This window comes from Pseudomonas sp. 39004, assembly GCF_028682155.1.
In the GTDB taxonomy this organism is placed as follows: Bacteria; Pseudomonadota; Gammaproteobacteria; order Pseudomonadales; family Pseudomonadaceae; genus Aquipseudomonas; species Aquipseudomonas capeferrum.
Genome location: NZ_JANIAG010000169.1, coordinates 1 through 12,235 on the forward strand (window position 1 = coordinate 1; position 12,235 = coordinate 12,235).

The following is a 12,235-nucleotide window of genomic DNA, read 5'->3' on the forward strand; positions in this document are numbered from 1 at the left end:
CGCCCAGTACCCCAGTGTCCGGCGTGGCAAGCAGACCTTGCTGAAACGGCATGACAGGCTAATCCTTGGTAAAAGCGCGCATGCTACTGCGCCGGCACGCCCTTCGCAACGCGGCATGCAGACGCTGCAGGCGACCAGTTCGGTAACAAAAGGTTACCAAGAGATGGCGCTTTGCAATTAGCTATCAATACAGCGCGGCCTACACTCCTCGGAATCCTTCGTACGACGCCTTGATCCGAGAGCCCTCCATGACTGCCTCGCCCCTGCTTACCGCCTTCCTGCCCTTGGCATTGGGCATCATCATGCTCGGCCTTGGGCTGTCACTGACCCTGGCCGATTTTGCCAGGGTGGTGAAATACCCCAAACCGGTCGTAATTGGCCTGGCCTGCCAGATTCTGTTGTTGCCACTGGTGTGCTTCCTGATCGCCAACGGCTTTGGCCTGGAGTCTGCCCTGGCGGTGGGGCTGATGCTGCTGGCCGCCTCGCCGGGCGGCACCACGGCCAACCTGTTCAGCCATCTGGCCCACGGTGATGTGGCGTTGAACATCACCCTGACGGCGGTCAACTCGTTGATCGCGATCCTCACCATGCCGCTGCTGGTAAACCTGTCGCTAGGCTGGTTCATGGCGTCGGACCAGGCCATCCCCTTGCAGTTCGCCAAGGTCATGCAGGTGTTCGCGATTGTGCTGCTGCCGGTGGCGTTGGGCATGTTGATCCGCCGTTTTGCACCGGGCTTCGCTGTACGCATGGAAAAGCCCATGAAGCTGGTGGCGGCGCTGTTTCTGGCGTTCACCATCGTGCTGGCCTTGGCCAAGGATTGGCAGACCGTGCTGGCGTACGCCCCGGTAGTCGGCCTGGCTGCCCTGCTGTTCAACCTGCTGAGCCTGTCGGTGGGCTACTGGGTGCCCCGGCTGCTGAACATTCCCAAGCGCCAGGCCATCGCCATCGGTATGGAAATCGGCATCCACAACGGCACCCTGGCGATCGCCTTGGCGTTGAGCCCTTCGCTGCTGAACAACCCGACCATGGCAGTGCCGGCGGCGCTTTACAGCCTGATCATGTTCTTTACCGCAGCCGGCTTTGGCTGGTGGGTAAGCCGTGGGCACGGCGCAACCGCAGCAGAGGCCAAGGGCGAACCGGTCAACTGAGCTCAGGGCCGGTCGCGACGGCTGTGCAATTGGCGCTTCAGCACCTTGAGCGGGGGTGCGTAGAAGAAGCCGAACGACACAGTGCCCTTGCGGCCCTTGATCGCATGGTGCAGACGATGAGCGCGATGCAGCCGCTTGAGGTAGCGATTGACCGGCCGCGGTTTCTGCGGCCAGTGGCGATGGAACACGCCATCGTGGGCCAGCACATACAGCACGCCGTACCCTGCCACTCCCCCGCCCACCCATTGCAGCGGTGCATACCCGCCTTTGCCCAGCGCCACCAGCCCGGCGGCGATCAGCCCAAGCGCCACCAGGTAGAGGTCGTTGGTCTCGAGCATGCCCAGGTGCGGCTCGTGGTGCGAGCGATGCAGCCACCAGCCCCAGCCATGCATGATGTACTTGTGAGCCAGCGTGCCAACGCCCTCCATGGCCACCAGTGTGCCGAACAGCACGGCGAGATTGAACAGCATGTAAGGGCCCGGGCAGTATCAAGGGAAGGCGCAAGGGTAACGACTGCCGGCTTTTTTTTCCATGAAGCCGTGACAGGCTGTAGGCACTTTCCGGATGAAGCCGTTGTCATGTTTTTGCCCTTGACCTCGTCTACCTCGCGGCGTAAGGTCCGCGACGCAATTTCGCATCCCTGAACAGGAGTCCTGCATTGGACAGTAGCCCCAGTCGCTTGCGACAGGCCCACTTGGCGAGCTAGTCCGGCAGTGTCCTGCCACTGTCTCGCCGTCATGGTGTGATGGTGGTTTTCTCCAGCCTCCCTGGCTGAAGCCTTCCTCTTTCCCTACCCTTCGTGGCCCTGCGCATTTTCTGGTTATTCAACCACGCCAACACGTGATGGCGTTCATGCGGGCCTGTGCCCGTGGAAGAGGTTTGCTATGGATTGGAAAGTCTTTCTGCTGCGCGTCAGCGTCGCCCTGCTGCTGGGCGCACTCATCGGCGCCGAGCGTCAACTGCGTCAACGCCTGACCGGCCTGCGCACCAATGCACTGGTCAGTATCGGTGCCTGTCTGTTCGTGCTGATGACCCAGGCAGTGCCGGGCATGGCCGCCAACGATGCCTCGCGCGTTGCAGCCTACGTGGTGTCGGGCATCGGCTTTCTCGGCGGCGGCGTGATCATGCGCGACGGCTTCAACGTGCGCGGCCTGAACACCGCCGCCACCCTCTGGTGCACGGCCGCCGTTGGCGTACTGTGCAGCCTTGGCCTGCTGCTGGAGGCCACCCTGGGCAGCCTGGCGGTGTTGTGCGCCAATATCCTGCTGCGTGATATCGCCCAGCGCCTGGACCGCCAGGACATCGTGCCGGCCACTGAAGTGGAACAACGCTTCGAGGTGCGCGTGGTGTGCCGCGCCGAGGACGAAATCCAGGTGCGCAGCCTGATGCTGCACAGCCTGGGCGACCCTGAGCTGCGGCTGCAGTCGCTGCACAGTGAGGACCTGCCCAACCCGGCGCGTCTTGAAGTACGCGCCGAGCTGCTGGGCAACCCGCAGGCGCCGGCGCAACTGGAGCGGCTGGTCAGCCGGGTAAGCCTGGAAAAGGGTGTAAGCTCGGTGCGCTGGCAGCTGCAGCCGCAGGTGGCGGCGGCAGACTGACGCCCACCCACCCGACGGCTTGCAGGACCGACTTGTGCTTATACGCCCTACCCTCACCCGTGACATCCCCAGGCTTGCCGAGGTCGAGCGGTCAGCCGCTCAGGCTTTCGCCAGCCTGCCGGCGCTGGCCTGGCTGGCTGCAGGTGATGTGCTGGACATCACCACCCATCAGGCCTGCGTCGACGCCGGTGCAAGCTGGCTGGCCGAGGCTGACACCGGGCAGATTCTGGGTTTTGCGTGCGCAGGGTATGAGCAACAGGCATTGCACATTCATGAGATCTCCGTGCGACGGGAGGCACAAGGGCAAGGTATCGGGCGCAAGCTGCTCGATCAGCTGGTCGCAGTGGCCCGCGCATCAGGCGCCCGGGAACTGACCTTGACCACCTTTGCCGACGTGCCCTGGAATGCGCCGTTCTACAGGCGCTATGGCTTTGAAACCCTTGACGAAGGCCTGCTGTGCGCGCGGCTGCGGCAGATTCTGGCCAGCGAAGTTGCCCACGGGCTCAAGGGCCGCTGCGCGATGCACCTGCGTATCGACTGAGCTGCGCACCCTTGCTGTCTTGTCGGTTCAGGGGTCTACACCTGCCGCCACGCTATCCGCCAGGCAGTAACGGTCCCGGCCCTGCCGCTTGGCCTGATACAACGCCCCGTCCGCCGCCGCCATCAGGCGTTCGGCGGTGATCGTGTCGCGGGCCAGGTCGCCGATCGCAATCCCAGCGCTGAACGACACGCGCCCCAATGGGCTGCCGCCATGCTCGATCACATGCCGGCGCAGCAGCTGCTGCAGCGCCTGAACGACCAATTCGGCGCCCGGCCCATCAGTGTCGGGCATCAGCAGCGTGAACTCCTCGCCGCCGTAGCGCACCGCCAAGTCCGCCGGGCGCCTCAATGCCTGTTGCAGCAGCTCGGCGAAACGCTGCAGGCACTCATCCCCGGCAAGGTGTCCATAACGGTCGTTGTAAGCCTTGAAGTAGTCCAGGTCGAGCATCACCAGCGCCACCGAGTGCCCCTGCCGGCGGGCCCGCCGTAGCTCCGGTGCGAGCACCGCATCCAGCCGCCGACGATTGCCAAGCCCGGTCAGGCTGTCGGTCAGCGCCAGTGAGCGCAAGGTCTGGTGCGCCTGGTGCAGCGCGCGCTCGATGACAATGCGCTCGCGCAGTTGGCGCAAGACCACCCCGCCAAATGCCGCCAACCCCACCAACAACAGCAGCAAGGCAGCCACCGACTTGATCGCATCGTGCCGCCACGGTGCCACGATGGACTCCCGGGAAAGCCCGGCTTCGACTACCAGCGGGTAACTCGATAAGGCACGGTAGGCATACAGCCGTGGCGTGCCATCCACTACCGCCACCGCCTCAGCCACCCCTTCACTGGCATAAGGCAAGTGGTTGCGAAAAATCTCGCTGTTGGCCAGTGTCCGCCCCACCATTCTGGACACGAACGGCCGGCGAACCAGAATAGTGCCGTCGCGCTTGGCCAGTACCAGCGCGCCACGCTCATCGATTTTGAAATCGCCGTAGTAGCGCACGAACCAGTCCACCTTGATGGTGCCCAGCAATACCCCGGCAAAACGCCCATCGCCATACTCCAGGCGCCGGGAGATGGGGATGATCAGGTCGCCCGTGGAGCGGCTGCGCACCACCGAGCCGATGCGTACCTGGTGGTCGGCATGGGTGCGGTGATAAACGAAATAGTCGCGGTCGGCATTGTTGGCATTGGGCGGTATGGCCGCCTGGTCGGTGACCAGCCAGTTGCCATCGGGGCCATACACGAACAGCCCATGCAACTGCGGCATCAGCGCCTTTTGCTGGGCCAGCAAGGCATGCAGCCGCGGGCGGTCCATATGCTCGAAGCCGTCACCTTCCAGGCGCTCGGCCAAGGATGCGGTCACTACATCCACCTGGCGTATGGCGTCTTCGGCATGTTGGGCCGTGGCGCGGGCGAGGTTGGTCACCATGTTCTCGGCGTTGCTGAAGGCATGGCGGTAGTCGCGCCAGATGCGCCAGCCCTCCACCACCACGAAAGCCAACATCACCACCACCATGAACGCCAGGACCAGGCGGAACAGCCCCACGGCCCGGCCCTCGCTGGTTACCGCGAGGTGCCCTTCATCATCCTGTTGCCTGGCTGCGCACATTCTATTCCCTTGCGATCCCGCGTTCGCCGCTTATGACTATAGTTCAGCGCCGCTTGCGTGACGCCAGTTCGATCCACACCGGGGCATGGTCGCTGGCCTTGGGTTCGTTGCGCACCCAGGCATCCACCCCGGCGGCCTTGAGGTAAGGCGCAAGTTCCGGGTTGAGCAGCAGATGGTCGATACGCAACCCGGCATTACGCTGCCAGTGGTTACGGAAGTAGTCCCAGAAGGTATAGACCCGCTCGTGCGGGTGCAAATGGCGTAGCGCATCGGTCCAGCCCTGGCTTAGCAAGCGCTGGTAGCAGTCTCGGGACTCAGGCTGCAGCAGCGCGTCCTTGAGCCAGGAGCGCGGGTTATAGATGTCGAAATCGGTGGGCACGACGTTGAAGTCTCCCGCCAGCAACACCGGGTGCTCACTCGCGCGCAAGCGGGCCGCATGTTCGATCAGGCATTCGAACCAGCGCAGTTTGTAGTCGAACTTGGGCCCGGGTTGCGGGTTGCCGTTGGGCAGGTAAAGGCAGCCGATGACCAGCCCTTGCACGGCGGCCTCCAGGTAGCGGCTCTGCTCATCCGCCTCCATGCCTGGGAGGCCGCGGCGCACTTCCAGCGGCTCGCTGCCACGGGCGAGAATGGCAACGCCGTTCCACGAAGGCTGCCCCTGATACAAACAGCCGTAACCCACGGCTTCGAGCGCGTCGCGTGGGAACTGCTGATCGGGCGCTTTCAGCTCCTGCAGGCAGGCGATGTCAGGTTTTTCCCGCTCCAGCCAGGCAATCAAAGCCGGTAGCCGACTGCGAATACCGTTGATATTGAAGGTGGCGATCTTCAGCGCTTTCATGCGTCCGGGTCTTCCACATGCGCCCGCACCGCATCTGCGAGCGCGTTGATGTGCGCCTGGTCGGCCATGGCCTTGAGCTGCAGCCAGTCATCCCAGTCGATGGCGCCATCGTCGCGCAGGGCTTCGGCCGTGCGCACCAGCTCATGATGGTAGGCGTCCGGCGACTCGCGCCGGTAACTGACATCGTCATACTGGGCGTACCAGGCCTCAAGCTCGGGGATGCTGCGGTCAATGCTCATGTGCGTGGCTCCTCGCTGCCTGCTTTGAATGTGTGAGCCCTGCCCTTGCCCAACGTTCAACCTTGCTGGCGAGGTGAGTGCCAGTCGGGAAAAACTTTAAACCTTTAGCGCCTGCACATGCTCAACCGTACGCGACACTGAAGTCGCGCCAACGGTTAAGGAGTGAAGCATGAGCAGTCTGTTCATCAAGCGCGTGGGGCTATCCATGGCGCTGGGCCTGGCGTCGGTGCATGCAATGGCAGCGAGTTCCGATGATTTCGTCGACGGGGCGACCGAAGCGGGCATCGCCGAAGTGGTGACGGGCAACCTGGCCAAGGAGAAAAGCCAGAATGCCGACATCAAAGCGTTCGCCCAGCAGATGGTCACCGACCATACCCAGGCCAACCAGAAACTCGGCGACATTGCCCGCAAGCTGGACATTTCGGTGCCCGATGAGGCGGCACTGACCGACAAGGTCAAGAAGATGATCCTGGAATGGCGTGAAGAATCCTTCGACAAGTCCTACATCAACAACCAGGTCGATGCCCATGAAAAGGCCGTCGAACTGTTCAAGAAAGAAGCCGCATCGTCCGACAAGGCTGAGCTGAAGGCATTCGCCAGCGACACACTGCCTAAACTCGAACAGCACCTGGAGCATGCCAAGGCGCTTCAGGCCAAACACGGCAAGTGAGGCCACACATGACTAATGATGCATTGCGCGCTGAAGTGTTGACCCGTCTGCTGCACGCCCACCCTGAGGGGCTGGGCAAGGAAGTGCTGGACAACTACCGGGGTGAAAAAGTGGTAGCCGGCATGCTCAAGACGCTTCAGGACGACGGATTGATTCACGACGGCAGCGTGGCTGTCGATGGCAACCACCAAGTCAGCCTGCACTACCCGATCAAGCTGTCCGCATCGGGCGTGGAAGCCGCCAAGCAAACGCAAGGCTAACCACGGTGAATGCGGGGCCGCTCGGCGGCCCCGTAGCTCACTGGTCTTTCTCGACGTCCCGGGGCGCGATGGCCGGGCCTTGCGGGTCTACCTGGGGGTCTTCCAGGTCTGGCGAGTCGGGGTCAAAACCCAAGTCTTCCTTTTTATCCGCGTGATCAGACGAGTGAGGCCCCTTCTGCGGGGTTTGCTTTGGTCCTGGCGTATGCATGGCACTGTCTCCTGTGAAGGTCTACGGAAGAAAGCACCCGCCCGAGGAAGTTTGATTTATCTAAGGCTTATTTGGCTTGGGTGTGTTCGCTCAATTGCGTGTGGCAGGCCTTCAGCGCCTCATCGCGCTCCAGTAGCTCAGCTTCCAGATGCTGCACCTGGCGCACCTGTTCGGCGTGCAGTTCGCGCTTGGCGTCAAGCAACTGCGTTTGCACGTCCAGTTGCCGGCGCATCTCCTCACTGGCGCCTTGGGCCTGGGCCAGGATCGTGCGCAAGCCCTGGATCTGCGCGTCACGCTGCTCCAGCAGTTCGTCACGCGCCTTGCGGTCGCTGGTGGCCTGCCGGTGTTCGCCCAGCAAGCGCTCGTTATCGCGGTGCAGCCTGGTCAGCTCATCCTGCTTGATGATCATGCCCTGCTGCAGTTGGCGTATTTCTACTTGCAGTTGCTGCAGCTGCGCCTCGTGGCGGCGTTGCTCCTGCTCGCGCTGCTCGCGGCTGGCGCTGCGGTAATGCTCCAGCGCATCGCGGGCGTGGCGATGCTTGTCTTCCAGTGAGCGCACCTGCTCTTCCTTGTCGCCCAGGCGCACCTGCAACTCGCCCAATGCCTGGTTGAGGCTGGCGCTGCGCAGTTGTTCTGCCTGCAAAGTGCTCTGGGTCGAAAGCAGCTTTTCCGACTCGGCGGCCAGTGCGGCGGCCTGTATCTGCTGTTGCTGGTGAGCCGCAGCCAGGGCCTGCTGGGCCAGCTGCAACTGCCCTTCAAGCTGCTCGCGCTGTTGGGTGAAAACAGCTTCGGCCTCTTCGATGCGCGCGTCCGCTTCTTCCTGCAGTTGGCTGGCCAACTGCCCGACAAAGCGCCCAAGCGTCTCGCTCAACCCTGCGGGCCCTGCCGTGGCCACGGCCTGCTGCTCGTTGAGCTCTTTCAGGTAGCGGTGAATGGTGCTTTTCGAGCCCGTATTTCCCAGTTCGATGCGTACTGCATCGATGCTCGGGTTCTCGCCACGGGCGATCAGGGCCTGACGCGCCTGCTGCACTACCACCTTGTTGATACCGCCCCGGGCCATGCTTGCTCCTACGATTTTGTACCATGGTACGTAACATGTAATTACGTACTAATTTTGACCGAGCGGTGACATCATTTCAAGTACTAAATCACATGGAATAATCACGGCTTATCGCATGTGAGGCGCTGGAAATGACAATTTCGATTGGGAAACGCGTACGGCAACAGTCGAGTAGCGTCTCGCAGAATGCAAAACGCCCCGCCAGGCAAAAGCCTGCGGGGCGTTCGATTGAACCTGTAGCGGGGTCAGGCCAGGCGTTCGACCTGCGAAGGCGTACGCCGCATCAACACCTTGCCATTGCGCACCGACACCAGCGCGTACCCTTGGCTGCGGACCATCTCGTAATCATCCGGCGCCGACAGCAACAGCAGGTTCGCTGGCCGCCCGACCTCGATGCCATAGCGGTCCCCCAGGTTTAGCGTACGTGCACTGTTGTCGGTGATCAGGTCCAGGCAGCGCTGCAAGTCTTCATAGCCGAGCATGTGGCAGATGTGCAGCCCGGCCTCGAGGATGCGCAGGATGTTGCCATTGCCCAGCGGGTACCACGGGTCGACGATGGAGTCCTGGCCAAAACACACGTTCATGCCCGCGCGGTCGATTTCCGCCACCCGCGTTACCCCGCGTCGCTTGGGGTAGCTGTCGAAGCGCCCTTGCAGGTGAATACTCTCGGTCGGGCACGACACAAAGTTGATGCCCGACATCTTGAGCAAACGGAACAGCTTGTAGCAGTAGGCGTTGTCGTAAGAGCCCATCGCCACGGTGTGGCTGGCGGTGACCCGGGCGCCCATGCCCCGCACGCGGGCTTCCTCGGCCAGCACTTCAAGGAAGCGCGACTGCGGGTCGTCGGTTTCGTCGCAGTGCACATCCACCAGGCACCCGGTGCGCTCGGCCAGGTCCATCAGGAACTTGACCGACGAAACGCCCTGGTCGCGGGTATTCTCGAAATGCGGAATACCGCCGACCACATCGGCGCCGATGGCAACTGCTTCGGTCATCAGCGCCCGGCCATTGGCGTACGACTCAATGCCCTCCTGGGGGAAGGCGACGATTTGCAGGTCGACCAGGTGGCGCACCTCTTCACGCACCTCGACCATGGCCTTGAGCGCAGTGAGCTTGGGGTCGGTGACATCGACATGGGTGCGTACGTGCTGAATGCCGTGGTCGACCAGCATGCCGATGGTCTTGGTGGCGCGGGTCTTGATGTCTTCGTGGGTGGTGATTTCCTTGCGTTCGGCCCAGCGCTCGATGCCTTCGAACAAGGTGCCGCTCATGTTCCACTTCGGCTGGCCGGCAGTGAGGGTGGCGTCGAGGTGGATGTGCGGCTCGACGAAGGGGGCTACCACCAGGTTCTGCCCGGCATCCAGGTCATCGCTGGCCCCCGGTGCCACCGTACCACTCTGGGGCTGGATGCTGGCAATGCGGTCGCCGTTCAGTTCGATGCGAAACAGGCCAGCCTTGCCTCGCAGGCGTGCGTTGATGATGTTCATGGCGTTACTCCTTGCCTTGGGCTTCGGTCATGCGCCAAACCAGCATGGCCACCGAAGCGTTCATACGAAAAAGCGGATCGTCCAGGGACTGGCCACTCAGTTGTTCGATGCGTTGAATGCGTTGGTTGATGGTATTACGGTGCAGCCCCAGGCGCTGGGCGGCCTTCAGCCCATTGCCATTCTCCTTGAGCAGGGCGTCGAGGGTATGCACCAGGGTATTGGGATGCTTGCGGCCCGGTGCTATCAACGGGCCGAGTGTCTGGCCGACGAAATCGTCGATCAGCGAGCGATCGACGATGCCCTGCAGCAGGCGCAGTACACCCAGTTCGCTGAAGTCGCAAAAGCCGTTGGCCGGGCGCAGGTTTTGCGCCACCTCCAGGGCTTGACGCGCCTCGTTGAGTGCATGGCGGTAGTGGGCGCACTCCTCGGCACGGCTCGACAGGCCCATGTACAAGCCCAACTCCCCGGCCACAGCGACCAATTGCCGGTGCAGCGCGGCCAGCGTGGCTGGCAGGCCGGCAGCGTCCGGCAGCAACAGCACGAACAGGTCACCCGGCAAGTGCGCGGTCACGGTGCCCGGCCTGCCACGGCACCAGGCTTCCAACTGATCTTCCAGGGCCTGGCGAACGCCTTGCCACACCCGCTCACCCTGGGCCAGCCCATGGCGCTCGAACAAGCCATCGACGCCCGACAAGCGCAGCGCCAGCAGGCGCCGCGGCTCGTCAAGCGCCAGTGCCAGGTGGGCCGCGCGTTGCCGGGCGATCGCCAGGCTTGGATAGTCACCGGTCAACAGCTGGCCCAAGATATCGTTGCGCGAACGCCGCACCTGGGTCATCTGTACCAGCGCCGTCCCGATCAGGTGGGTGACCACCACCATCTTCAGCGCATAAGGCTGCTCGATCAACGGCAAGCCCAGTTGCTCGGCACGCGTGAGCACGTTGGCCGGGATACCCTGGATGTACGTACCACCGGTAAGGATAACCAGGCCCGCGATGCCCACGGCCTCGCCGTCCTCCACCAGGCTGAGCAGGTTGGCCTCGCCACGCGGGTGGTTGATGCCCGTAACGAACACCAGCTCGCCGCCCATCACCCACTCGGCGATGCCTTCGTTCTCGGCTACATAAGGCCAGCGCACCCGCCGCTGCAGGTTGCGCGCGCCAGCGCGCACGGTCATCTCCTGCAGGCCGGGCAGGTGCAGAATTTCATCCAGCGCCAGACTCACGGCTCGACACCCGCCTCGCCTACCACCCGGCGCCGCCCGCTCAGTTCAAGCATGACGATGTAACACAGCGCCGAAGCAGCGATGCCCACCAGCGGCGCGACCCAGGGCGAGGCATACGCCAATACCGCACCTACGGCATAAGCAAAAAGCCCCACCCGGTTGTAACGCGGCAGGGCCGTTGCGCCCAGCGCCGGATACTGGCCGCGGTGGCGGTACCAGAAGTCGGCCATGATTACACCGCCCACCGGCGGAATCACCGAGCCCAGCAGCACCAGGAACGGGATCAGCATTTCGTACATGCCGCCGATGGCCAGCATGATCCCCACCCCGGCCGCGACCAGTGTCGCGGTGCGCCGGCGCTCGCTGCGCAGCAGGTGGCAGGCCGCTGCCGACACGTTGTAGAGGGTCGGGCCCTGAATCGTCCACAGGTTCAGGCACAACATCACCACGGCCGCGAATGACAGGCCTTGCAGCATCATCACCTCGACGATGTCGGCCTGCTGATACACCATCGCGCACCAGGCCCCGGCGACCACCATCAGGCCATTGCCCAGCAGAAACGCAACGATGCTGGCCACCACCGCCACACGCCCGCTGCGCGCCAGGCGCGTCCAGTTGGTGGCTTGGGTGGCGCCACTGGCGAAGGTGCCGAACACCATGGTCACGGCCGCCGAAAAAGTCATGGTTTCGTGCGGTACCACCGCGGCCAGGCCGGCAAACCCACCGGCATCGCGGGTGGCGATGTACATCGACACCAGCAGCAGCGCGAACATCAATGGCACCGAAACCCGTGATAGCACGTCCAGCCCTTTGAAACCGATGATGGCCGTGACACTGAAGCCCAAGCCGAACAGCACCATCAAGGGCACGGCAAAGCCCCCTGCCAGTCCCAACAGCTTGACCAGCACGATTGCCACCGTGGCCGTGCCCCAGGCGTACCAGCCGAGCTCAGCGAAACCCAGCAGGAAATCCGAAAGCCGGCTGCCCGCCTCACCAAAGCAGAAGCGGCCCATCAGCACGGTGTTGAGGCCGCTGCGTGACGCGATGAACGCCAGGGTGGCGGCATACAAAGCCAATAACGTGTTGCCGACCGTGGCCACCCACAGCATGTCGGCAAAGTTGAAGGCCATGCCCAGCTTGCCACCGGCGAACATCGTACCGGTAAAGAATGTGAAGCTGAACAACACCATGGCAATGGGCAACAGGCCCTTGCGGGAAGCGCGCGGGGCTTCGCAAAGCGGGAATTCGGTAGGTGAGCTCATTGCACGGGGCTCCGGGTGGTAGTTGGAGCAGGTAGAGCAATATGCGGGCCGCTTTCACAGCAGGTGGCAACCCTCGAAATGGGTGGCGAACGGCACAGCATAAGAT

15 protein-coding genes are annotated in these 12,235 nt (G+C 63.1%); 6 read left to right on the forward strand and 9 right to left on the reverse strand.

Features of this window, described 5'->3' with window-relative positions:
* Both NP534_RS22150 and NP534_RS22155 read left to right on the forward strand, forming a co-directional pair.
* Window positions 1-181: hypothetical protein (locus NP534_RS22150; RefSeq protein WP_274100124.1), on the forward strand; the 181-nt coding region annotated here is incomplete at its 5' end.
* A gap of 67 nt (window positions 182-248) precedes the next feature.
* Window positions 249-1,148 (forward strand): bile acid:sodium symporter family protein, encoded by a 900-nt coding sequence (locus tag NP534_RS22155; protein ID WP_274100125.1) that lies wholly within the window; start codon window positions 249-251, stop codon window positions 1,146-1,148.
* A gap of 2 nt (window positions 1,149-1,150) precedes the next feature.
* Here NP534_RS22155 and NP534_RS22160 read toward each other — a convergent pair whose 3' ends face one another.
* Window positions 1,151-1,618 carry a sterol desaturase family protein gene (locus NP534_RS22160; protein ID WP_186653428.1) on the reverse strand — a complete coding sequence of 156 codons (468 nt, stop codon included), beginning with the start codon at window positions 1,616-1,618 and terminating at the stop codon, window positions 1,151-1,153.
* A 414-nt stretch (window positions 1,619-2,032) separates the two neighbouring features.
* On the opposite strand from NP534_RS22160, the gene NP534_RS22165 reads away from it, so the two are divergent.
* Together NP534_RS22165 and NP534_RS22170 are read left to right on the forward strand one after the other, a co-directional pair.
* Window positions 2,033-2,746 carry an MgtC/SapB family protein gene (locus tag NP534_RS22165; RefSeq protein WP_274100126.1) on the forward strand — a complete coding sequence of 238 codons (714 nt, stop codon included), beginning with the start codon at window positions 2,033-2,035 and terminating at the stop codon, window positions 2,744-2,746.
* Window positions 2,747-2,780: 34 nt separating this feature from the next.
* Entirely contained in the window at window positions 2,781-3,287 is a 507-nt protein-coding gene (locus tag NP534_RS22170; RefSeq protein WP_274100127.1) for a GNAT family N-acetyltransferase, read from the forward strand.
* 27 nt (window positions 3,288-3,314) lie between these two features.
* On the opposite strand, the gene NP534_RS22175 is transcribed toward NP534_RS22170, so the two are convergent.
* The 3 genes from NP534_RS22175 to NP534_RS22185 are packed head-to-tail and all read right to left on the reverse strand — an operon-like array spanning window position 3,315 to window position 5,960.
* The gene (locus NP534_RS22175) at window positions 3,315-4,883 is read right to left on the reverse strand and encodes a sensor domain-containing diguanylate cyclase (RefSeq protein ID WP_274100128.1); all 1,569 of its coding nucleotides are present in this window, start codon (window positions 4,881-4,883) and stop codon (window positions 3,315-3,317) included.
* A gap of 43 nt (window positions 4,884-4,926) precedes the next feature.
* Entirely contained in the window at window positions 4,927-5,721 is a 795-nt protein-coding gene (xth, locus tag NP534_RS22180; protein ID WP_274100129.1) for an exodeoxyribonuclease III, read from the reverse strand.
* On the reverse strand, window positions 5,718-5,960 hold the full coding sequence (locus NP534_RS22185; RefSeq protein WP_033697960.1) for a hypothetical protein: 243 nt from the start codon (window positions 5,958-5,960) through the stop codon (window positions 5,718-5,720). The genes xth and NP534_RS22185 overlap by 4 nt, the downstream gene beginning before the upstream one ends.
* A 169-nt stretch (window positions 5,961-6,129) precedes the next feature.
* On the opposite strand from NP534_RS22185, the gene NP534_RS22190 reads away from it, so the two are divergent.
* Window positions 6,130-6,630: a DUF4142 domain-containing protein gene (locus NP534_RS22190; protein ID WP_274100130.1), complete on the forward strand. Its 501-nt coding sequence runs from the start codon at window positions 6,130-6,132 to the stop codon at window positions 6,628-6,630.
* Window positions 6,631-6,638: 8 nt separating this feature from the next.
* Window positions 6,639-6,890 carry a hypothetical protein gene (locus tag NP534_RS22195; RefSeq protein WP_274100131.1) on the forward strand — a complete coding sequence of 84 codons (252 nt, stop codon included), beginning with the start codon at window positions 6,639-6,641 and terminating at the stop codon, window positions 6,888-6,890.
* Window positions 6,891-6,927: 37 nt separating this feature from the next.
* On the opposite strand, the gene NP534_RS22200 is transcribed toward NP534_RS22195, so the two are convergent.
* The 5 genes from NP534_RS22200 to codB all read right to left on the reverse strand — a co-directional run bounded on the left by NP534_RS22200 (window position 6,928) and on the right by codB (window position 12,129).
* Window positions 6,928-7,098 (reverse strand): DUF6021 family protein, encoded by a 171-nt coding sequence (locus NP534_RS22200; RefSeq protein ID WP_274100132.1) that lies wholly within the window; start codon window positions 7,096-7,098, stop codon window positions 6,928-6,930.
* Between the two features lie 67 nt (window positions 7,099-7,165).
* Window positions 7,166-8,158: a DNA-binding protein gene (locus NP534_RS22205; protein WP_274100133.1), complete on the reverse strand. Its 993-nt coding sequence runs from the start codon at window positions 8,156-8,158 to the stop codon at window positions 7,166-7,168.
* A gap of 245 nt (window positions 8,159-8,403) precedes the next feature.
* The gene (gene codA, locus NP534_RS22210) at window positions 8,404-9,645 is read right to left on the reverse strand and encodes a cytosine deaminase (RefSeq protein ID WP_033697965.1); all 1,242 of its coding nucleotides are present in this window, start codon (window positions 9,643-9,645) and stop codon (window positions 8,404-8,406) included.
* 4 nt (window positions 9,646-9,649) lie between these two features.
* Entirely contained in the window at window positions 9,650-10,867 is a 1,218-nt protein-coding gene (locus NP534_RS22215; RefSeq protein WP_274100134.1) for a PucR family transcriptional regulator, read from the reverse strand.
* The gene (gene codB, locus NP534_RS22220; RefSeq protein ID WP_274100135.1) at window positions 10,864-12,129 is read right to left on the reverse strand and encodes a cytosine permease; all 1,266 of its coding nucleotides are present in this window, start codon (window positions 12,127-12,129) and stop codon (window positions 10,864-10,866) included. The genes NP534_RS22215 and codB overlap by 4 nt, the downstream gene beginning before the upstream one ends.
* Window positions 12,130-12,235: the final 106 nt, after the last annotated feature.

Coding starts and splice junctions, on each gene's coding strand:
- NP534_RS22155 (WP_274100125.1), top strand. CDS start 249: ATGACTGCCTCGCCCCTGCTTACCGCCTTCCTGCCCTTGGCATTGGGC.
- NP534_RS22160 (WP_186653428.1), bottom strand. CDS start 1,618: ATGCTGTTCAATCTCGCCGTGCTGTTCGGCACACTGGTGGCCATGGAG.
- NP534_RS22165 (WP_274100126.1), top strand. CDS start 2,033: ATGGATTGGAAAGTCTTTCTGCTGCGCGTCAGCGTCGCCCTGCTGCTG.
- NP534_RS22175 (WP_274100128.1), bottom strand. CDS start 4,883: ATGTGCGCAGCCAGGCAACAGGATGATGAAGGGCACCTCGCGGTAACC.
- xth (WP_274100129.1), bottom strand. CDS start 5,721: ATGAAAGCGCTGAAGATCGCCACCTTCAATATCAACGGTATTCGCAGT.
- NP534_RS22185 (WP_033697960.1), bottom strand. CDS start 5,960: ATGAGCATTGACCGCAGCATCCCCGAGCTTGAGGCCTGGTACGCCCAG.
- NP534_RS22190 (WP_274100130.1), top strand. CDS start 6,130: ATGAGCAGTCTGTTCATCAAGCGCGTGGGGCTATCCATGGCGCTGGGC.
- NP534_RS22195 (WP_274100131.1), top strand. CDS start 6,639: ATGACTAATGATGCATTGCGCGCTGAAGTGTTGACCCGTCTGCTGCAC.
- NP534_RS22200 (WP_274100132.1), bottom strand. CDS start 7,098: ATGCATACGCCAGGACCAAAGCAAACCCCGCAGAAGGGGCCTCACTCG.
- NP534_RS22205 (WP_274100133.1), bottom strand. CDS start 8,158: ATGGCCCGGGGCGGTATCAACAAGGTGGTAGTGCAGCAGGCGCGTCAG.
- codA (WP_033697965.1), bottom strand. CDS start 9,645: ATGAACATCATCAACGCACGCCTGCGAGGCAAGGCTGGCCTGTTTCGC.
- codB (WP_274100135.1), bottom strand. CDS start 12,129: ATGAGCTCACCTACCGAATTCCCGCTTTGCGAAGCCCCGCGCGCTTCC.